The organism is Bradyrhizobium sp. CCBAU 53338 (genome assembly GCF_015291665.1).
In the GTDB taxonomy this organism is placed as follows: Bacteria; Pseudomonadota; Alphaproteobacteria; order Rhizobiales; family Xanthobacteraceae; genus Bradyrhizobium.
The window spans coordinates 6,269,443-6,290,152 of the sequence record NZ_CP030048.1; the positions used below are offsets into that span (position 1 = coordinate 6,269,443).

Consider the following 20,710-nt stretch of genomic DNA (forward strand, 5'->3'; position numbering starts at 1 on the left):
AGCGCCTACGCCGCGCGCACCGTATCCAGGAACTTGCCGACCTCGAACTTGAGGCGGTTGCTGTCGCCCGACAGAGACCTCGCCGCCGACAGCACCTGCGCCGATGCCGAGCCGGTCTCGACCGCGCCGTGGCGCACGTTGCTGATGTTGGCGCTGACCTGCGTGGTGCCGGCAGCCGCGCTCTGGACGTTGCGCGAGATCTCGCTGGTCGCGGCGCCCTGCTCTTCGACGGCGGCCGCGATGGTCGACGAGATCTCCGACAGGCGCTCGATGGTGCCGCCGATGGTCCTGATCGCGCCGACGGACTCGTTGGTGGCGCCCTGGATGCTGGCGATCTGCTGACCGATCTCGCCGGTCGCCTTCGCGGTCTGCTCGGCCAGCGCCTTCACCTCCGAAGCGACCACCGCAAAGCCGCGCCCGGCCTCGCCCGCGCGCGCCGCCTCGATGGTGGCGTTCAGCGCCAGCAGATTGGTCTGGCCGGCGATGGCGTTGATGAGCTCGACCACGTCGCCGATGCGGGCGGCAGCCCTGGACAATTCGCTGACGCGATCGTTGGTCTGGCCGGCCTGGCTGACGGCCTCGCCGGCGATGCGCGCCGAGGCCTGCACCTGGCGGCTGATCTCGTTGACCGAGGCGGTCAGCTCCTCCGCGGCGGAGGCGACCGACTGCACGTTGGTGGCGGCTTCTTCCGAGGCGGCCTCGACCAGCGTCGCCAATTCGCTCGAGCGGCCCGCAGTCGTCGTCAGCGACGTCGCCGACGCCTCGAGCTCGGTCGCCGCCGACGATACGGTCTCCACGATCTCGCCGATCGCGCCTTCGAAATCGTCGGCCATGCGGATCATGTCGGCGCGGCGGCGCTCGGCGGCGAGCTTGTCCTGCCTGATCTTCTCTTCGGCTTCGTCGCGCGCCTTCTGCTCGGCATTGAGCTTGAAGGTCTCGACGGCCTGCGCGATCTCCCCGATCTCGTCGGGACGGCCGAGGCCCGGCAGCACGATGGCGAAATTGCCCTTGGCGAGTTCGATCATCGCCGCCCGCATCGCCGCGAGCGGCTTCGACACCGAACGGCCGATGAAGACCCCGAGGCCGAGCACGCCGGACGCGATCAGCGCGATCGCGACGGCGATCCAGAACTGGATACCGTCGCGCTCGGCATCGTTGAGCCGGTCGGCTTCGGCGCGGATGCCGTCGACCGCGTTCGAGACCTGCGCGATCACGGGCTCGACCGCCGCGAACGCCTCCGACATCGCCTTCAATTCCGTCGCGAGCTTCAAGGCGGTCTCCATCCAGGCGGCGAAGTCGCGCTGATAGTCGGCGAGCTTCTGCCGCAGCTCGGTCTTCGCCGTCTCGGGAATGGCGGCCGCGTCGATGCCGGCCGAAAATTCCGACGCGCGCTTCTTCATCTCGCCGCCGTATTTGGCGTCGCGACGCAGCATGAAATCCTTCTCGTGCCGGCGCATCATCAGCATGATCACCTTGAGCGGGGCATCGTGGAGCTGATCGACCTTGCTCTCGATCTCGTGGACGGAGCCGCGCAGGCGGCCTTCGAGGCCTGAATTCTCGTTTAGCCCGAGCCGCAGCCGCTCCTCGACCACCGCGGCGAAACGTGCCTGATAGCTCTTCAGCGACGCGTTCATCGCGTCGATCTTCTGTGCGAGCTCAGGCTTGCCGAGCGCCGCGATCCGGCCGCGGAGCCTTTCGATGTCGGCAGCGACTTCCTTGCCGATCTCGACCTGGCGCTGGGCCCTGGCCGCATCGCCGCGCAGCAGGAAATCCTTCTCGGCGCGGCGGCCTTCCAGCAGCTCGACCGCGATCCTGTTGTTCAGCTCGAACATCGTGCGCGCGTTATCGGCAGCGTCGCGATAGACGCCCATCGCGCGCTCGCCGTAGAGATGAATGCCGCCGATGAGGACCACGCCGGCGACGCCGATGACGCCGATCGCAGTGATCTTGTGGGTGAGCCGGAGGGAGAGAAGCCGCATCATGTTCACCAGGCCGGTTGTGACTGATGCGGTTCATGAGGCGCTAACGCGTCAAAAACTCCGTTAATTTGCGGGCACGTAAGATTACGCGTATTGTGACAGAATGCACGTCAGAGTGCACAAGCAGAGCTCAACAAAAAGCACGGCGCTCATCGCGCCGTGCTGCTTGCGACGTCGTCAGTGAGGCGATGGCCTCAGCTGTAGATCTCGAACAAGCCGGCGCCGCCCTGGCCGCCGCCGATGCACATGGTCACGACGCCCCACTTGGCCTTGCGGCGGGCGCCTTCCTGCAGCAGATGGCCGGTGAGACGGGCGCCGGTCATGCCGAAGGGATGGCCGATCGCGATCGAGCCGCCGTTGACATTGTACTTCTCGGGATCGATGCCGAGCTTGTCGCGCGAATAGAGGCACTGGCTGGCGAAAGCTTCGTTGAGCTCCCAGAGATCGATGTCGTCGATCTTCAGGCCGTGACGCTTGAGCAGCTTCGGCACGGCGAAGATCGGGCCGATCCCCATCTCGTCGGGCTCGCAGCCTGCGGCCGCCCAGGCGACGAAACGGCCGAGCGGCTTGAGGCCGCGCTTCTCGGCGTCCTTGGCTTCCATCAGCACCACGGCGGCGGCGCCGTCGGAGAGCTGGCTGGCATTGCCGGCAGTGACGTACTTGCCGGGACCCTTCACCGGCTCGAGCTTGGCGAGCCCCTCCAGCGTGGTCTCCGGACGATTGCACTCGTCGCGGTCGACGACGTAGTCGACGATGCTCTCGGCCTTGGTGGCCTTGTCGACCACCTTCATCCTTGTCTTCATCGGGACGATCTCGTCCTTGAACTTGTTGGCCTGCTGGGCGGCGGCCATGCGGCGCTGCGACTCCAGCGAATACTCGTCCTGGTATTCGCGGCTGAGCTTGTAGCGCTCGGCGACGATGTCGGCGGTATCGATCATCGCCATGAAGATGTCGGGCGCGGTCTTCAGCAGTTCGGGATCGATCGATTCCTTCGGCGTGCCGCCGCCGGGGATCGAGATGCTCTCGACGCCGCCTGCGACGATGCAGTCGGCGCCGTCGGAGCGGATCGAGTTCGCGGCCATCGCGATGGTCTGGAGCCCCGAGGAGCAGAAGCGGTTCACCGAGACGCCGCCGGTCGACTTCGGCAGGCCGGCGAGCAGCGCGGCTTGGCGGCCGATGTTGGGCGCACCATGGGCGCAATTGCCGAGATAGCAATCCTCGACATAATCCTTGTCGACGCCGGCGCGGTCGACCGCGTGGTGAATGGCGTGCGCCGCGAGCGACATCGGCGGCGTGATGTTGAATCCGCCGCGGCCGGATTTGGCGAGGCCCGTGCGCGCGTAGGAAACGATGACGGCTTCACGCATTGTTTTCTCCCTTTCGAACGATGGTACGGAGGCGCTGGTCAGAAGCGTTCTCTGGCCGCCATTGGTACACAAAGATTGGCCGGCGCGACAATAAAAACGCCGCCTCCGGTGACAGAGGCGGCGCTGTTCCGCGGGTCGGAATATATCGGCACCAGGCGCTGTGAAATCCGACTCTGTCGGCTTGCTGTGTCACCTCTCCCCAGCGGGAGAGGTGAAGAATCAGAACGTCAGCGCCTTGACCTGCTTGACCTGCGGCAGGGCCTGCACCTTGGCGAGCAAATCGGCCGGCACCGCGCCGTCGACCTCGACCAGCGCGATGGCGTCGCCACCCTGCGAGACACGGCCGAGATGGAAGGTCGCGATGTTGATCTTGGCATCGCCGAGGAGGCCCGCGAACTTGCCGATGAAGCCCGGCTTGTCCTCGTTGGTGACGTAGATCATCGACTTGCCGAACTCGGCATCGACGCGGATGCCCTTGATGTCGACGAGGCGCGGCTTGCCGTCGTGATAGACGGTGCCTGAGACAGAGCGCTCCTGCCGTTCGGTCGCGACCGTGACGGTGATCAGGCTCTCATAGTCGCTCTGCGCGGCGCGGGTCACCTCGTCGACCACCATGCCGCGCTCCTTGGCGACGACGGGGGCGGAGACGACATTGACCTCGCCCAGCATCGGGCGCAGCAGGCCCGACAGCACCGCGGAGGTCAGCGCCTTGATCTTCATTTCGGCGACGTGACCCTCATAGGTGATCGTGACCTTAGAGATGCCGGTCTCGGTGAGCTGGCCGGCGAACGAGCCCAGCTTCTCGGCGAGCGTGATGAACGGCTTGAGCTTCGGCGCTTCTTCCGCGGTGATCGACGGGAAATTGATGGCGTTGGAGATCGCGCCGGAGATGAGGTAGTCCGACATCTGCTCGGCGACCTGGAGCGCGACGTTCTCCTGCGCTTCGGTGGTGGACGCACCGAGATGCGGCGTGCAGATCACGTTGGGATGGCCGAACAGCACGTTGGCGGTCGCGGGCTCCTCGACGAACACGTCGAAGGCGGCGCCGGCAATGTGCTTGGAATTGAGCGCATCGACCACGGCGTGCTCGTCGACGAGGCCGCCGCGGGCGCAGTTGATCAGGCGCACGCCCTTCTTCATCTTGGCGATCGCGGCCGCGTCGATGATGTTCCTGGTCTTCTCGGTCAGCGGCGTATGCAGCGTGATGAAGTCGGCGCGCTTGAGCAGATCATCGAGCTCCACCTTCTCGACGCCGATGTCCTTGGCACGCTCCGGCGACAGGAACGGATCGAACGCGACCACCTTCATGCGCAGGCCGAGCGCGCGGTCGGCGACGATCGAGCCGATGTTGCCGCAGCCGACCACGCCGAGCACCTTGCCGGTGATCTCGACGCCCATGAAGCGGTTCTTCTCCCACTTGCCGGCCTGGGTCGAGGCGTCGGCCTGCGGGATCTCGCGGGCCAGCGCCAGCATGAGCGTAATCGCATGCTCGGCAGTCGTGATCGAATTGCCGAACGGCGTGTTCATCACGATGATGCCCTTGGCCGTGGCGGCGGGGATCTCGACATTGTCGACGCCGATCCCGGCGCGGCCGATCACCTTGAGGTTGGTCGCCTTCTCCAGGATCTTCGCGGTCGCTTTCGTCGCGGAGCGGATCGCGAGGCCGTCGTAATTGCCGATGATCTCGGCGAGCTTGTCCTTGTCCTTGCCGAGGTTGGGCTGGAAGTCGACCTCGACGCCGCGATCCCTGAAGATCTGCACGGCGGCGGGAGAGAGCGCGTCGGAAATGAGAACTTTGGGTTTGGTCATGGGGATGATCCGTGGTGCGAGCTGCATTTACGGAACGTCATCCGCGGGCCTGACCCGCGGATCCATCTCTTGAGCGATGGATGACCGGGTCAAGCCCGGCCATGACGAGGATGGGGTGAAACGCGTTAAGCCGCCTTGGCCAGCGTGGCCTTGGTCTCGGCAAAAGCCCAATCGATCCACTGCGTCAGCAGCTCGACGTCCTTGGCCTCGACGGTGGCGCCGCACCAGATGCGGAGGCCCGCAGGCGCATCGCGATAGTACGCGAAGTCGTAGCCGGCACCTTCCTTCTCGACGAGAGCGACGAGCTTCTTGGAGAACTCGGCCTGCGCGTCGTCCGAGAGCGAGGTGATCGCGGGATCGGTGAACTTCAGGCACACGGAGGTATTGGAGCGGATCGCGGCGTCCTTGGCCAGGAAGTCGATCCAGGGCGTCTTCGCCTTCCAGTCGGCCAGCACCTTGGTGTTGGCATCGGCGCGCGCGATCAGCGCCTTGAGGCCGCCGATCGACTTGGCCCAGTTCAGTGCGTCCAGATAATCCTCGACGCAGAGCATCGACGGCGTGTTGATGGTCTCGCCGACGAAGATGCCTTCGTTGATCTTGCCGCCCTTGGTCATGCGGAAGATTTTCGGCAGCGGCCAGGCCGGCTTGTAGGTCTCGAGCCGTTCCACCGCGCGCGGCGACAGGATCAGCATGCCGTGCGCGGCTTCGCCGCCGAGCGCCTTCTGCCAGGAGAAGGTGACGACATCGAGCTTGGCCCAGTCGAGGGCTTGCGCGAACGCGGCCGAGGTCGCATCGCAAATGGTCAGGCCTTCGCGGGTCGCGCTGATCCAGTCGGCATCAGGCACGCGCACACCCGAGGTGGTGCCGTTCCAGGTGAAGACGACGTCGCTGTTGGGATCGACCTTGGAGAGATCGGGAATTTCACCGTAGCCAGCGTTCAGCTTGGTGACGTCCTTGAGCTTCAATTCCTTGACGATGTCGCTGACCCAGCCCTCGCCGAAGGATTCCCAGGCGAGCGTTGTGACGGGCCGCGCACCGAGCAGCGACCACAGTGCCATCTCGACCGCGCCGGTATCGGACGCCGGCACGATGCCGATCCGATAATCGGCCGGCACTTCAAGCACTTCGCGCGTCAGATCGATCGCGAGCTTGAGCTTGGTCTTGCCGACCTTCGCGCGATGCGAACGGCCGAGCGCTGCGTCCTTGAGATTTTGGGCGTTCCAGCCGGGGCGCTTGGCGCAGGGGCCGGAGGAGAAATGCGGCATGGTCGGCCGCGAAGCGGGCTTCGCTACAGTCATGATCTACCCTTCCAGATAGTAAGCCTCCCGTTGGGGGGAGGTGTCCCGCCGCGGCTGATACGGGAATCGGGAAGGCCAGTCAAGGAAGTTCAGGCGCCTCACGCTGGAGTGATGGCTCCTCCGGAGCGATACCAGGGGATGCGACAGGCGCGAGCGCGTTCAGCAAGTCGGTGGCCTCGCTGATCAATTGCGCGGCACGGCGGCGGCTGCCGACCTTCAAAATGCACTTGTCGTTGGCCTGCACAACGTAATCGTTGCCGACCTTGATCATCGAATAGCTTGTCATCGAAATCCCCGAACCAACCGAGCCCGGTTTCAGACGCTCCGTAGCACCCTTCGTTCCGCGATCCACGTGAACGACGAACGGGTAGTTTATCAGCTGTTAAGATGAACGAAGGCGCGATCCGATTTCGTTGATCGCGCAACGCTCGCCGCGCGCTGCGTCAAAAGCGGACAGTCATGCCGGCGTGGCTCAATGCAAATCCGAGACGCTTGTAGAAGCGCTGCGCGTCGACGCGGCTCGAATGCGTCAGCAATTCGACCAGGTTGCAGCCGCGCGCTTTGGCTTCCGCGATTGCCCATTGCACCAATTGCTCGCCGATGCCGCGGCTGCGGCAGTCGGAGGCAACGCGGACATCCTCGAGCAGAGCACGAATGCCGCCTTGGGAACTGATGCCCGGAAGCACCGCGAGCTGCAGGCAGCCGACCACCCTGCCCTCGCTTTCGGCAACGACCAATGTGAGATTCTGGTCGCGCTCGACGCGCTCGAACGCCTGATAGTAGACGACGGGAAGCGGATCCTCGACGCGCTCGCGGCCGCGGCCGAGATGATCGTCGGCGAGCATCGCCACGATCGCGGACACGTCGTCGCGGCGCGCGGGGCGGATGGAGACGGACTTTTCGTTCATGCGGGTAGCTCCAGAACTCGGCGCGAAGGGCTCAGCGCACCGGTGGCAGACCGAGACAGGCCTCGGCTTCAGTGATCCAGCGGCGGATGGCGGCATAGCGGCCGAGATCGAAGCCGCCTTCATGCGCGAGGCGCGTATACGCGAGAAGCGAGACGTCCGCGAGCGAGACCGCATCGCCCGCGAAGACACGGCTCGCCGCCAGATGCTGCTCCATGCGGTCGAGCGCCGCATAGCCGCGCTTGACCTTGTCAGGATCGAGCTCGGAGGCGGCCTTGCCGAGATAGACCATCTGGAAACGGCACACCGCGACATAAGGCTCGTGGCTGTACTGCTCCCAGAACAGCCATTCGTCCATCTTGGCGGCGGCAAAGGCGTCGCGCGGAACGAGTGCGCTGTCGCGGGCGAGATAGCGGATGATGGCGTTGGACTGCGCCAGCGTGCGGCCGTCGTCGAACGCGACGGTCGGAACCTGGCCGGCGCCGTTCATCTTCAGGAATTGCGGCGTGCGCGTCTCGCCCTTGCGCGTATCGATCTCGATCCAGCGATAGGGCAATGCGAGATGATCGCAGACCCACTTCACCTTCAGACAATTGCCCGAATTGCTGTCGCCGTAGATTTGCATCGCTGCCGCCCCTTGTCGGGCGACAGAGCATCAGGACGCAGCCGAGCTGTCAACCGCGGCGGCGCGAGGGTGCATCAGAACTTGTAACCGCCGCCGACGCGGAAATTGTTCAAGCCAACGGTGATGTCCTTGACGTTGGAAAAGCCGACATGCTCCCATTCGCCGCGAATGAGGAAGTTGCCGCAGATCGCGTATTCAATACCGATACCGGCGGTCCATCCGTACATGAACGCGTTCGCGCGCTGCTCGGTGCTCGCCCACGCGCCTGTGTCGATCGTGTCCTGATGATGAGTCGTCGTGGTGACACCGCCGACCGTGACCGACGTATCGTAGTCGTCATGCTTGATGTAGGACACGGTCGCGAACCGCGAGACTTCGGCGCGCCCGATCGCCAGGCCTGCGAAAGCATAGGGCATGAAGTCGCCGCCGTCCCAACCAACCCGGCCGCGGAAAGTGGCGTAATCCTTGAGCTTCAGCGAAGCGCCGCCGCCGAGCGTGGTGACGTAAGTATAGGTGTGGCCAGTTGGCGCTGTCTCGCCGTCAAGGATGCGCGTCATGGAGTCGCTGGCCGAGCTCGCTATGTTGTTCATGTAGCTGTAATTTGCCTCGACGCCCATCACGGCATCGTAGAGCTGCCAGTTCTTGCCAACATAGGCGCCGAACCCTGTCGACTGCACGTGGTTCTTCGGCAGCAGCGACCATCCGCCGACCGGCGCCTGGAGGATGCTGTTGCGAAGCATGAAGTCGGTCATCGACTTCGGAGCGTGGCTGAAATCGATGTCGGTCGTAGCGAAGCCGAACTGGCCGCCGACATAAAAGCCTTCCCAATTCTGGGATGTCCTCGACAGTCCGTCGGTGAAGCCGCCGCGCAGGACGGGCAGATCGGAGAGATCGGCCGCGTGTGCGGCGGACACAGATCCGAACACCGCTGCCACCAACCAAAGCCTACGCATTGCAACGCTCCATCGAACTCGAACTGTCGAGCGTGATCATGGCTCGTTAACCTTAACCAATGGTTGCGTCCGGCGTTTTCGTCGCCGCTCGCCATGAAAAAAATGCAAAGCAAAACGGCGCGGGATGATCCCGCGCCGTTAAGAGACGTTAAAGCGATGAGGCTCGCGATCAGCCCTTGGTGACGAGCGGCGGCGGCACGTAGGCCGGCGGGCTGTTGAGCTCCCAGCGCACGCCGAGCTTCACGTCGTTCGAGGTGATGTTCCTGACCTTGATGGTCGAGGGGCCGGCGGCGCTGCCATCGAACGCACGGAAGTTGCCGGGCGCAGCGTCGCCGAGATTCATGTAGCTGTAGGCCAGTTCGACGGTGAACCCGGGATTGACCTTGTAGGCGAGACCGGCATGGGCGGCCCATGCGAAGTTCCACTTACCGTTGTTGTCGAAATAGGTGACGCTGTTGGACAGCGCGCCGGCGGTGTAGCGGACGCCGTTATCCTGGAAGCCCGAGAGCTGGTTGTAGGAACCACCGAGGCCGGCGCCGATGAACGGCGTGATGCACCACCAGGTACCGAGATCGACATAGGCGTTGGCCATGACGACCCACTCGGACTTGCTGCCGGTGTAGGTGTTGGCTTCGACATCGGCCGCGCCGAGAGCGACGCTCTGCGAACCGTGCAGGTTGGCCTTGCCGCGGTACTGGCCGGTCACGTCGGCACGGAACCAGTTGTTGAAGCGATAGCCGACACCGACGTCGAACAGCGGCGAGGAGTCGAAGCCAAGCCCGGCCGTCGTGGTCGGGAACGCCGCCGACGTCGCGCTGTCGATGCTCTTTGCGCTCTGGTTGGTCATGCCGATATCGCCGCGCAGATACCAGCCGCCGAAATCAGCGGGCGGAGCGGGCGGCGCGTACATGGGGGGCGGAGCCGCGATCGGCATATCGGCGGCAAACGCCATCGACGAGATCAAGGATGCCGCACCCGCGGCAAGGAGAGACTTAACGCTACGCATTGGCTTCGTCCTTATGGCCGGTGAGGCTGAAAACGAGCGCCTCACGTTCTGGAAACTCACGAGCCGGACGATGGCAGCAAATGCTTAAGCGCCACTTAACCCTAATTTTTAAGGTTGATTTTTTCTGACTGCACACGCGGATGCGGCGCGAGCGTTGCAAAAATGCTGCGGTGGCGCGCCGCAATTGCTAACGATTGGTGAAGCCGCAATGCAGCGAAAGAAGGTTTATTAACGCCTGTGTTGCGGCAGCTTCGGCAGGAACACCGCAAGCAGGCCGATCGCCGGCAGATAGGCGCAGACCTGATAGACGAACTCGATCGAGGTGTGGTCGGCGAGCCTGCCGAGCACGGCTGCGCCCAGGCCACCGATGCCGAAGGCGACGCCGAAGAACACGCCTGAGATCATGCCGAAGCGATGCGGCACCAGCTCCTGCGCGAACACGATGATCGACGACGTCGTCGAGGAGATGATCAGGCCGATGATCACCGACAGCACCGCGCTTGCGACGAGGCCGGCATAGGGCAGCGCCAGCGTGAACGGCAGCGCGCCGAGAATCGAGATCCAGATCACGATCTTGCGGCCGAAGCGATCGCCGAGCGGACCGCCGAAGAACGCACCGACCGCATTCGCCGCCAGGAAGATGAAGAGAAAGATCTGCGCCGTCTGCGTCGACACGCCGAAACGGTCGATCAGATAGAAGATGTAGTAGCTCGACAGGCTCGAGACGTAGAGCTGCTTCGAGAACAGCAGCGCCACCAGCACGAGGAGTGCAACGACGACGCGGCGCGAGCTCGGCGCATCGGGATGGGCCTGAACCGGCGCAGCCTTCCTCGTGGTGATCTGCGGCGCGTACCAGCGACCGATGCGCCAGAGGATGACGATCGCGAGGAATGCGATCGAGGAGAACCAGGCGATACTGCCCTGCCCGAACGGCACGACGATGAGCGCAGCGAGCACCGGCCCCATCGAGGTACCGAAGCTGCCGCCGAGCTGGAACACCGATTGCGCAAAACCGTAACGGCCGCCCGAGGCGAGCCGCGCGATGCGTGCCGATTCCGGGTGAAACACCGCCGAGCCGAGACCGACCAGCGCGGCCGCAATCAGAATGACGAGATATTGGTGCGCGGCGCTGAGCAGCAGGAGGCCGAAGAAGGTCGAGGCCATGCCGATCGACAGCGAGTAAGGCTGCGCCTTCTTGTCGGTGTAGTGGCCGACCACCGGCTGGAGCAGCGATGCCGTGAACTGGAAGGCCAGCGTGATCATGCCGATCTGCGCGAAGTCGAGCGCGTAGGTGTCCTTCAGGATCGGATACACCGAAGCGATCAGCGACTGCATGGTGTCGTTGAGGAAGTGCGAGAAGCTGATGCCGGCGAGCACGATATAGGCCGGCCCCGCGGCGGTTTTGGCAGCGGACTTGGCGGCGGGCGCGACGTCGTTGACGACGACGGGCTCGGTCGGCGTTTCCGCAGGCACGACGACAGGCTTGTTCACTGGAGCATCCCGGCGCGGCAGATTGCCGCGACCTCACAGGTACGATGCAACGCTCGGTGGAACCACCGCCAATCGCAAATGGCTGGGATGCGTGATGAGTCTCTTCTTCCCCTCTCCCCTTACAAGTGGAGAAGAAAGAAGAAGCTCAGGCCGCCGCCTGCCCCAGCGCCGAGACGATCGTGTCGACGACGTCCTCGACCAGGATGCGGTCCTCGCCTTCGCCCATGACGCGGATCACGGGCTCGGTGCCGGAGGAGCGGATCAGCAGGCGACCGTGGCCGTTGAGGCGCTTCTCGCCGTCCGAGATGGCAGACTTGACGTCGGAATCGTCGAGGGGCTTGCCGCCCTTGTGGCGGACGTTCTTGAGGATCTGCGGCAGCGGATCGAAGCGGTGGCACACCTCCGAGACCGGACGGCGCAGCCTCTGCACCACGGCCAGCACTTGCAGCGCGGCGACGAAACCGTCGCCCGTCGTGGCGTAGTCGGACAGGATGATGTGGCCGGACTGCTCGCCGCCGAGATTGTAGCCGCCGCTCAGCATCTGCTCGAGCACGTAGCGGTCGCCGACCGGGGTGCGCACGAGATCGAGCCCCTGCCCTTTCAGGAAGCGCTCGAGGCCGAGATTGGACATCACGGTGGCGACGATGCCCGGACGCGACAGACGGCCGTCCTCCTTCCAGCTCTGCGCGATCACCGCCAGCAGCTGGTCGCCGTCGACGACATGGCCGCGCTCGTCGACCAGGATGACGCGGTCGGCGTCGCCGTCCAGCGCAATGCCGATGTCGGCGCGCATCTCGCGCACCTTCCTCGACAGCGCTTCCGGCGAGGTCGAGCCGCAATCCTTGTTGATGTTGAAGCCGTCCGGCTCGACGCCGATCGGCACGACGTCCGCGCCCAATTCCCACAGCGCTTCCGGCACCACCTTGTAGGCGGCGCCGTTGGCGCAATCGACCACGACGCGCAGGCCGTCGAGCGAGAGATCGCGCGGCAGCGTGCGCTTGGCGAATTCGATGTAGCGGTCGTGCACGCCGTCGATACGGCGGGCGCGCCCGAGGCTCGCGCTTTGTGCAAGCCGCTTCTCGATCGGCTCGTCGAGCAGCTGCTCGATCTGCTTCTCGACGTCGTCGGAGAGCTTGAAGCCCTGCGGGCCGAACAGCTTGATGCCGTTGTCCTCGAACAGATTGTGCGAGGCCGAGATCATGACGCCGAGATCGGCGCGCATCGACTTGGTCAGCATCGCGACCGCCGGCGTCGGCATCGGGCCGACCAGCAGCACGTCCATGCCGACCGAGGTGAAGCCCGCGACCATCGCGTATTCGATCATGTAGCCCGACAGGCGAGTATCCTTGCCGATCACGACCCGGTGGCGGTGGTCACCGCGCTGAAATGCAAGGCCGGCGGCCTGGCCGACCTTGAGCGCGAGTTCCGGCGTGATCAGTCCGTTAGCGCGGCCCCGGATCCCGTCCGTCCCGAAATATTTGCGGCTCATATCGTCCCCCACGCAACAACCAGGAATCCCCAAGACAACCTCCGGGTGCCCTGGCGGGCCCCGCATCCCTGATTTGCTAGGCTCTTATAAGCCTTACACCGCTAAATTGGCTTCAAAAAATATGATGAATCATTACGGAACCGGGAAACCGGTACCATGGTAACCTGTTGTTAACACTATACTTCCGGTTTGAGCGCCGGAACGAGGCGGAACTGCCCCTCAGGGCTTGCGCTTGACGTGACCGTCCTCGCGGCTCGGCGCCGGCTGGATGACATTGACGGGATCGGAGCCCGGAAATGTCTCCTCGAGGCCCTCTTCCAGCGCCTCCTCCAGGTCCTGCTTTTCCTTGATCTCCTTCGGCGAGGGTCCTTTGTGCGGCTTGGTCATGGCGCCCTTCTCGCAAACGATTTGGCTGTGCATCCAACCATGCTAGATGACCCCTCAATCTTCCGATGCAAGACTTCTTAAGACGGGGCGGGGAACGTTCATGAAGCACATCACCTGTATCGACGATCTTCGCGCGCTGCATAAGCGCCGCGTGCCGAAGGCGTTCTTCGACTATTGCGACCGCGGCTCCTATGCCGAGGAAACGCTGCGCGCCAACCGCGAGGACATGCAGCAGATCAAGTTCCGCCAGCGCATCCTGGTCGACGTCTCCAAGCGCGACACCTCGACCACGATTTTGGGCGAGCCCTCGACCATGCCGCTGATACTGGCGCCGGTCGGCCTGCTCGGCATGCAGCATGGCGACGGCGAGATTCACGCCTGCCGCGCGGCGCAGGCCGCCGGCATCCCGTTCACGCAGTCGACCATGTCGATCTGCTCGATCGAGGACATCGCGGCCGCCGTCGACAAGCCGTTCTGGTTCCAGCTCTACGTGATGAAGGACCGCGGCTTCATCAAGGATCTGGTCCAGCGCGCAATCGCGGCGAAGTGCAGCGCACTGGTGCTGACCGTCGATTTGCAGGTGATCGGCCAGCGTCATGCCGACATCAAGAACGGCATGACGATTCCGCCCGAGTGGTCGCTGTCGAAGTTCATCGACTTCGCGACCAAGCCGGCCTGGGTCTCCGGCGTGCTGCGGGGCAAGCGCCGCACCTTCGGCAACATCGCGGGCCATGTGAAGAACACCGAGGATCTCAACCGCCTCGCCGAATGGACCGCCTCGCAGTTCGACACTTCCCTGAACTGGAAGGACGTCGAATGGATCCGGAGCATCTGGCCGGGCAAGCTCATCATCAAGGGCATTCTGGACGTCGAGGACGCCGAGGAAGCCGCCAAGACCGGCGCACAGGCGCTGGTGGTCTCCAACCACGGCGGCCGTCAGCTCGACGGCGCGCCGTCCTCGATCGAGGTGCTGCCCGAGATCGTCGATGCGGTCGGCGAGAAGATGGAGATCATGTTCGACGGCGGCATCCGCTCCGGCCAGGACGTGATGCGTGCGCTCGCGCTCGGCGCAAAATCCTGCATGATCGGTCGCGCCTACGCTTATGGCCTCGGTGCCGGCGGCCAGGCCGGCGTCGCCAAGGCGATCGACATCATCCAGAAGGAGCTGCTGACCACGATGGGCCTGTGCGGCGTCAACCGGATCGACGAGATCGACGATCATGTCATTGCGGTGTGAGCCGCGGTTTGCCCTCTCCCCGTAAGAACGGGGCGAGGGACCGCGCACTATTCTCTCAAGTCTTTGAGAGGTCGGCCTCGACCAGCGCGCGGAGCTCGGCCGTGACCTGCGGCCGCTGGCCGAACCACAGCTCGAAGCCGCGCACCGCCTGGTGCAGCAGCATGCCGAGCCCGTCGGCGGTCTTCAGTCCGCGGGCCCTGGCGGCCGCGAGCAGCGGCGTCACGAGGGGAACGTAGACGAGATCGGCGACAACGGCGGCTTCGGGCAGGCGCGCCACATCGACCTCGAGTTCGGGCTGGCCGTGCATGCCGAGCGAGGTCGTGTTCACGAGCAGCTTGGCCTGCGGCAGGACGTCGTTGATCCCGTCCCAGGCCCGCGGATGCACGTTCGGCCCGAACTGCGCGGCCAGCGCCTCGGCGCGGGCCAGCGTGCGATTGGCAAGATGAATGCGCGCGAAGCCGCGTTCGAGCAGGCCGAACACCACCGCGCGCGAGGAGCCCCCCGCCCCCATCACCAGCGCCTCATCGGCCTTGTCCCAGCCGGGCGCGCTGGCGTCGAGATTGCCGAGAAAGCCCTCGACGTCGGTATTGGTCGAGCGCAGTTCGCCGTCTTCGAACCACAGCGTGTTGGCGGCGCCCACGGCCCTGGCGCGCGCATCGGGGGTCGACAGTTCGAGCACGCCGACCTTGTGCGGAATGGTGACGTTGGCCCCGACGAAGCCGCGCAGCGACAGCCGCAGCACGAAATCCCGGAGATCATCGGGCGGAACGGCCTCGATGACATAGCCACCCGCGATGCCGAGCGTGCGCAGCCAATAGTGATGGATCAGCGGCGAGCGCGAATGCGCGGCCGGCCATCCGATCAAGCAGGCTGCGGGCGGTTTGGGCGTCGTCATCCTTCCCTCGGGTCGTGTTCGAGGGCGATCCATTTCGCGTCCGGCCGGTCCTGTCAAGCAGGCGGTTGATCCGCGGGTAAGGCCGCCCCCGGGGCGGCCTTGATGTCCGCGACCGCACGCTCGATGGTCTGACGATAACGCGCACGTCGCGGGCCGACGCCATGCGTCAGCAACGCACGGCGCACCGCGGGCGAGGCCCCCGTGATGAAGAGCCGGATACCTTGCCGCTTGGCCTTGGCGGCGACGCGGCCGAGCACGTTCGCCGCGGTGGAATCCAGGAACGGCACGGCCGCGAAATCCACCACCAGCGCCTTGCGCTTGTCGGCGATACCGTCGAGCACGCCCCCGATGGCGGACGCCGCACCGAAGAAGAACGCACCGGTGATGCGGTAAACCAGAACGTCGCGATCAACCGCGAGCGCGGCGTCGTAGGGCACGCGCTCGCCATTGCCGTCGTCGGGACGATCGGCCGCCACCAGCGGCGAACGCTCCTCGATGCCGGTCATCTCCGCCATGCGATGGATGAACAGCACCGCGCCGAGCGCGAAGCCGACCAGGATGCCTTCGGTGAGGTCGCGGAAGATCGTGAGCAGGAAGGTCGCGAGCAGCACGACGGCGTCGCCCCATGACGAGCGCAGCAGCGTCGCGAATTCGTGCTTCTCCGCCATGGTCCAGGACACCACGACGAGCACGGCCGCGAGTGCGGCGAGCGGGATGTAGCTCGCGAGCGGTGCTGCGACCAGCATGAACAGCAGCAGGAACACCGAGTGCAGCATGCCCGCCAGCGGCCCGCGCGCGCCGGCCCGGATGTTGGTCGCGGTGCGCGCAATCAGGCCGGTGACGCAGATGCCGCCGAACAGCGCCGCGCCGATATTGGCCGCGCCTTGCGCAACCAGCTCGCAATTGGAGCGATGGCGGCGCCCGGTCATGCCGTCGGCCACCACCGCCGACAGCAGAGATTCGATGGCCGCGAGCAGGGCGAACGAGATCGCATCGGGCAGCACCGCCGTCGCCTTGGCGAGCGAGAACGCCGGCAGCGCCGGCGAGGGCAACTCGCGCGGGATGCCGCCGAAACGCGATCCGATCGTCTCGATCGGGAGCGACAGTGCGGCGGTCGCGATGGCCGCGAGCACGACCGCGATCAGGATGCCGGGCCAGGACGGCCGCCAGATCCGCAAGGCGCCGATGATGGCGATGCTGACCAGCGCGACCAGGACCGTAGCGGGATTGATGGTGTTGAGCCCCCCCGCGAGCGCGACGAGTTTCGGCACGAACTCGCTCGGCTCCTTTCCCGCGAGCGTGATGCCCGAGAGATCGCGAAGCTGGCTCGCAAAAATGATCACGGCGATGCCGGCGGTGAAGCCGACCGTGACCGGATAGGGAATGAACTTGATGTAGGTGCCGATGCGCAGCAGACCCGCGGCGATCAGGATGATGCCAGCCATCAGGGTGGCAAGGATCACGCCGTCGACGCCGTGCCGCTCGGCGGTCACCGCGACCAGCACGATGAAGGCGCCGGCGGGACCGCCGATCTGGAAACGGCTGCCGCCGAGCAGCGACACGATGAAGCCGCCGACGACGGCCGTGTAGAGCCCGCGATCCGGCGTTACGCCCGAGGCGATCGCGATCGCCATCGACAGCGGCAGCGCGACGATCGCGACGGTGAGACCCGCGAACACGTCAGCGCGAAAATCCGCGAGGCCATAGCCTTCGCGCCAGACGGTGACGAGTTTTGGCAGGTACAATTCGGCAAAGGTCGGCTGACGCAACTGACGCAGTCCGCCTGCGCTTTCGCTGGTGATGCTCATTGCCCACAATGCTCCACTGCATCGTGCGGCCGCGTGCTTCGGCGCGACGGTGCGTTAGTTCAGACTGCTCCCGAGCATGATCGTCGCGGGATCACGCCCCCATCCGACGCGGCGGCCCCGGCTCCTTCAGCCGAACGCCGCGTCCTCCGCTGTCGCTGCGCGCCTGTTCGCCGATCAGCTCGACACCGGCCCGGTCGAACGCCTCGACCACCTTGATCAAGGTCTCGACCACACCGCGCACATTGCCGGTCGAGGCCTCCATCCGCTGGATGGTCGGCAGCGACACGCCGGCAAGCTCGGCCAGGGTTTTCTGGTCAATGCCGAGCAGCGCGCGGGCCGCCCGCATCTGGAATGACGTGATCACCTTGGCCTCACGTTTTAGCTCTTATAATTGATATTTTGTGCATGTACAATGATGTAAAATACATCATATCGAGGCGAGCGCAAGGGGGCCTCGCTGTCTCCTCGGTCACTGCGAGGAGCTCTTGCGACGAAGCAATGACGCGTGGAGAGAGCCCAGCCCCAAGTCTCCTCTCCCCGCGAGAACGGGGAGAGGACGAAAGAGCAAATGCGCCCTTACTGCGCTGGTCGGATCACGCCGCGTGCTGATGCGCGGCAATGATCTGGTCGGCGGCGCGTCCCGTGACTTCGGCCATATGGTCGAACTGACGCGTGAAACTGCCGGCGCCGGCGGTGGCGGAACGCAGTTCGACGATGAGTTCGCCGATCTCGGCTTCGGGCATCATGGCACGGACGCAGTCCCAGCCGCTCCAGCCGTCGCGGGTGTCGAAGCCGAGGATCTGGCCGCGCCGCGCCGACAGGATCGCGTTGATCTTGGCGGTGGCATCGGTCGGACACACGATCTCGACCACATGGATCGGCTCCAGCAAGACCGACTGGCATTGCGGCAGGCCTTCGTTGAGCCCGATCCGCGCCGCCGTGCGGAAGGCGAGGTCGGAGGAATCGACGCTGTGATATGAGCCATCGGTCAGCGTCACCTGCACATCGGTGACGGGGAAGCCGAGCGGGCCGCGGGCGAGCCCGTCGACGACGCCTTCTTCCACCGCGCCGATATAGTTGCGTGGCACAGCGCCGCCGACCACCTTCTCCGCGAACCTGAAGCCTTCGCCACGCGGCAGCGGCTGGATGTCGAGCACGACATCGCCGAACTGGCCGTGACCGCCCGATTGCTTCTTGTGGCGGCCACGCTGGACGATCGGCTTGCGGATGGTCTCCTGGTAGCCGATCGCGGGCGGATGCGAGGTGATCTTGACACCGAAGCGATCGCGCAGCCGTTCGCTGGCGACGCGCAAGTGCATCTCGCCCTGCCCCCACAGCACGGTGTCATGGGTCTGGGCGTTCTGCACGACGACGAGCGACGGATCCTCTTCGTGCAGCCGCATCAAGGCCTGGCCGAGCTTGACGTCGTCCTTGCGGTCGGTGGCCGCAACCGAAATGGCGAGCACCGGCGGCGTCGGCTCGGCGGCGGCAAGCGCAGCGGGCGCGGTTTTGCCGCTCGACACGGTGTCGCCGGTCTTGATCGGATCGAGCTTGGCGAGCGCCACGGTGTCGCCGGCGTCAGCCGTGGCGCGCTTGGTGTCGTAAGCACCGTTGACGGCGAGAATGCCGGAGATGCGGCTCGTTCCGCCGGAAGCGGACTGCAACGTGGCGCCGTCGTCGAGATGGCCGGCGAGCAACCGGGTCAGCGACAGCTTTCCGCCGTGCTGCGAGTGCAGCGTCTTGAAGACGAAGCCGAGCGCGTCCTTCGCGGAGGGCGCGCCGAGACGTTTTGCCGTCTCTGCTATCCCCGGCGCCTCGTGGCGCAGCGCCTTCATCAGACGCAGCACGCCGTTCTCGCGCGAGGCCGCGCCGAGCAGAACGGGGCAGATCAGTCCTTCGCGCAATTCGCGGGCGAGATCGTCGAACACGGCATCGCGCGGCGGCTGGATATCCTCCAGCAATTGCTCCATCAGTGCGTCGTCGTGATCGGCCAGCTTCTCCAGCATCGAGAAGCGCGCCTCCTTCTCGCGATCGAGATTGCCGCCGTCGAGCGCGACCACTTCGGACGCCTTGTGCTCACGATAGATGAACGCACGTTCCAGTGCGAGATCGACGAAGCCCTCGATCAGCTCGCCCTTCCAGATCGGAATCTGGCGCAGCACCAGCGGCACGCGCGAGGCGGGCTGGAGCATCGCGAGCGTCTCTCGGATGCGCTTGCTGGCGCGGTCGATCTTGTTGAGGAACAGGAAACGCGGGATCTTCAGCTCCTCCAGCTCGCGCAGGATGATCTGAAGCTGGGGCAGCTTCTTCTCGTCGGCCTCGCAGACCACGATGGCGGCGTCGACCGCGGGAAGCGCGGCGCGCATGTCGTGGGCGAACTCGACGGAACCGGGACAATCCAGGAAGGTATAGCTGTCGCCCATGAAACTCGTGGTGGCGGCAGTCAGCCCGACAGTCATCTTGTGGTGACGGGCCTCGGGCGTGGCGTCGCCGACGGACGTTCCGTCGTCGACGCTGCCGGCACGCGGGATTGCGCCCGTCCGCGCCAGGATCGCTTCGAGAAGTGTGGTTTTACCTGATTGGAAAGGGCCCACCAGCGCAATGCACCGTGGACCTCGGGGACTTCTGACGTCTTGTCCCATTCGCCGCCTCCTTGGTGTGGAGCTCGGCCCATGATTGGGTCGGCAAATGCAGATGCTCTGCCCGTCCCCGAGATTTGGCAAGCATCAAACGTCGCTGCGGTGCGTCGTCAGTTCGTCGTATCGCTATCGATCGATGTTCCACCTCTCCCGAAGGTCGGATCGCATCGAAAGATGCGATCCGGGTGAAGGTTACAGTCTCACTAAACGCGACGGCCCCTCACCCGGATTGCTACCGCCATCCGACCTCTCCCCGTCGGGGAGAGGTAAAGAGAAAGAGATCCTCGCCTGCAATGACGGAACGCCTTAACGGCCTGGACGGAGTTCCAGGCTTTCGAGTCCAGCGGCAACGTTGAGGCCGACCTGGCCCTGCACGCTGAGCGGCTGAAGCGCGATCGAATTGTTGGAGCCGCCGACCAGCACGTTGCCGCCGAGGCCGACGCCGACCGAGGCGCTGCCCTGCGCACCGGCATAGTTGCCGGAGAGATCACCGGGGCCGAGGCGATTGACCGGTGCGAACACGCCCCAGGCGAGCGACGTCTCCTGGGTGATGCCGAGGTCGATGCCGACCTTGCGGATCGTTGCAATGTAGCGGTCCTCGGGCAGACCGTCGGCGCGCAGCACGCAGCCGAGATTGGTCACCGATCCCACCACGAAGCCGATGCTGGCGCCGCCGCGGCATTCGAGCACGCCGACCCGTACCAGCCGCGACTGCGCGCTGGCACCCGCGATGGAAGCGACGAGGCACGCAGCAGTGAGTCCGGCGAGGAGGAGTGAGCGGTGCATGAATGTCTCCGGCAATGAATGTGATGCGAGCAAAGA

Annotated in this window: 18 protein-coding genes; 1 reads left to right on the forward strand and 17 read right to left on the reverse strand. The window is 65.1% G+C overall.

Annotated features, from left to right (window positions below; genetic code table 11):
- Positions 1-5: 5 nt before the first annotated feature.
- The 12 genes from XH90_RS29365 to XH90_RS29420 all read right to left on the reverse strand — a co-directional run bounded on the left by XH90_RS29365 (position 6) and on the right by XH90_RS29420 (position 13,309).
- Positions 6-1,982 carry a methyl-accepting chemotaxis protein gene (locus XH90_RS29365; protein WP_194477748.1) on the reverse strand — a complete coding sequence of 659 codons (1,977 nt, stop codon included), beginning with the start codon at positions 1,980-1,982 and terminating at the stop codon, positions 6-8.
- Positions 1,983-2,173: 191 nt separating this feature from the next.
- Complete coding sequence (locus XH90_RS29370; protein WP_194477749.1) at positions 2,174-3,346, reverse strand: acetyl-CoA C-acyltransferase; 1,173 nt, start codon at positions 3,344-3,346, stop codon at positions 2,174-2,176.
- 219 nt (positions 3,347-3,565) lie between these two features.
- Positions 3,566-5,155: a phosphoglycerate dehydrogenase gene (gene serA / locus XH90_RS29375; RefSeq protein ID WP_194477750.1), complete on the reverse strand. Its 1,590-nt coding sequence runs from the start codon at positions 5,153-5,155 to the stop codon at positions 3,566-3,568.
- A 125-nt stretch (positions 5,156-5,280) separates the two neighbouring features.
- Positions 5,281-6,453 carry a phosphoserine transaminase gene (locus XH90_RS29380; RefSeq protein WP_194477751.1) on the reverse strand — a complete coding sequence of 391 codons (1,173 nt, stop codon included), beginning with the start codon at positions 6,451-6,453 and terminating at the stop codon, positions 5,281-5,283.
- A 79-nt stretch (positions 6,454-6,532) separates the two neighbouring features.
- Positions 6,533-6,739, reverse strand: coding sequence for a hypothetical protein (locus XH90_RS29385; RefSeq protein WP_194477752.1), 207 nt, complete (start codon positions 6,737-6,739; stop codon positions 6,533-6,535).
- 157 nt (positions 6,740-6,896) lie between these two features.
- Positions 6,897-7,361, reverse strand: a complete 465-nt coding sequence (locus XH90_RS29390) for a GNAT family N-acetyltransferase (RefSeq protein ID WP_194477753.1) — start codon at positions 7,359-7,361, stop codon at positions 6,897-6,899.
- 31 nt (positions 7,362-7,392) lie between these two features.
- Positions 7,393-7,983 (reverse strand): glutathione S-transferase family protein, encoded by a 591-nt coding sequence (locus XH90_RS29395; protein ID WP_194477754.1) that lies wholly within the window; start codon positions 7,981-7,983, stop codon positions 7,393-7,395.
- Between the two features lie 74 nt (positions 7,984-8,057).
- Positions 8,058-8,936 carry an outer membrane protein gene (locus XH90_RS29400; protein ID WP_194477755.1) on the reverse strand — a complete coding sequence of 293 codons (879 nt, stop codon included), beginning with the start codon at positions 8,934-8,936 and terminating at the stop codon, positions 8,058-8,060.
- A gap of 169 nt (positions 8,937-9,105) precedes the next feature.
- A complete protein-coding gene (locus XH90_RS29405) occupies positions 9,106-9,942 on the reverse strand; it encodes an outer membrane protein (protein WP_194477756.1) in 837 nt (278 codons plus the stop codon).
- Between the two features lie 228 nt (positions 9,943-10,170).
- Positions 10,171-11,433, reverse strand: coding sequence for an MFS transporter (locus XH90_RS29410; RefSeq protein WP_305853152.1), 1,263 nt, complete (start codon positions 11,431-11,433; stop codon positions 10,171-10,173).
- A 145-nt stretch (positions 11,434-11,578) separates the two neighbouring features.
- Positions 11,579-12,922, reverse strand: coding sequence for a phosphoglucosamine mutase (gene glmM / locus XH90_RS29415; protein WP_194477757.1), 1,344 nt, complete (start codon positions 12,920-12,922; stop codon positions 11,579-11,581).
- Positions 12,923-13,141: 219 nt separating this feature from the next.
- The gene (locus tag XH90_RS29420; protein WP_194477758.1) at positions 13,142-13,309 is read right to left on the reverse strand and encodes a hypothetical protein; all 168 of its coding nucleotides are present in this window, start codon (positions 13,307-13,309) and stop codon (positions 13,142-13,144) included.
- A 100-nt stretch (positions 13,310-13,409) separates the two neighbouring features.
- On the opposite strand from XH90_RS29420, the gene XH90_RS29425 reads away from it, so the two are divergent.
- Positions 13,410-14,546, forward strand: coding sequence for an alpha-hydroxy acid oxidase (locus tag XH90_RS29425; protein ID WP_194477759.1), 1,137 nt, complete (start codon positions 13,410-13,412; stop codon positions 14,544-14,546).
- Between the two features lie 55 nt (positions 14,547-14,601).
- Here XH90_RS29425 and XH90_RS29430 read toward each other — a convergent pair whose 3' ends face one another.
- The 5 genes from XH90_RS29430 to XH90_RS29450 all read right to left on the reverse strand — a co-directional run bounded on the left by XH90_RS29430 (position 14,602) and on the right by XH90_RS29450 (position 20,674).
- On the reverse strand, positions 14,602-15,441 hold the full coding sequence (locus XH90_RS29430) for a shikimate dehydrogenase (protein WP_194477760.1): 840 nt from the start codon (positions 15,439-15,441) through the stop codon (positions 14,602-14,604).
- A 53-nt stretch (positions 15,442-15,494) separates the two neighbouring features.
- Positions 15,495-17,249 (reverse strand): SulP family inorganic anion transporter, encoded by a 1,755-nt coding sequence (locus XH90_RS29435; protein WP_194477761.1) that lies wholly within the window; start codon positions 17,247-17,249, stop codon positions 15,495-15,497.
- Positions 17,250-17,340: 91 nt separating this feature from the next.
- Positions 17,341-17,613 carry a helix-turn-helix domain-containing protein gene (locus tag XH90_RS29440; protein WP_194477762.1) on the reverse strand — a complete coding sequence of 91 codons (273 nt, stop codon included), beginning with the start codon at positions 17,611-17,613 and terminating at the stop codon, positions 17,341-17,343.
- Between the two features lie 229 nt (positions 17,614-17,842).
- Entirely contained in the window at positions 17,843-19,891 is a 2,049-nt protein-coding gene (locus XH90_RS29445) for an elongation factor G (RefSeq protein WP_194477763.1), read from the reverse strand.
- Positions 19,892-20,194: 303 nt separating this feature from the next.
- Positions 20,195-20,674 (reverse strand): DUF992 domain-containing protein, encoded by a 480-nt coding sequence (locus tag XH90_RS29450; RefSeq protein WP_194477764.1) that lies wholly within the window; start codon positions 20,672-20,674, stop codon positions 20,195-20,197.
- Positions 20,675-20,710 lie beyond the last annotated feature (36 nt).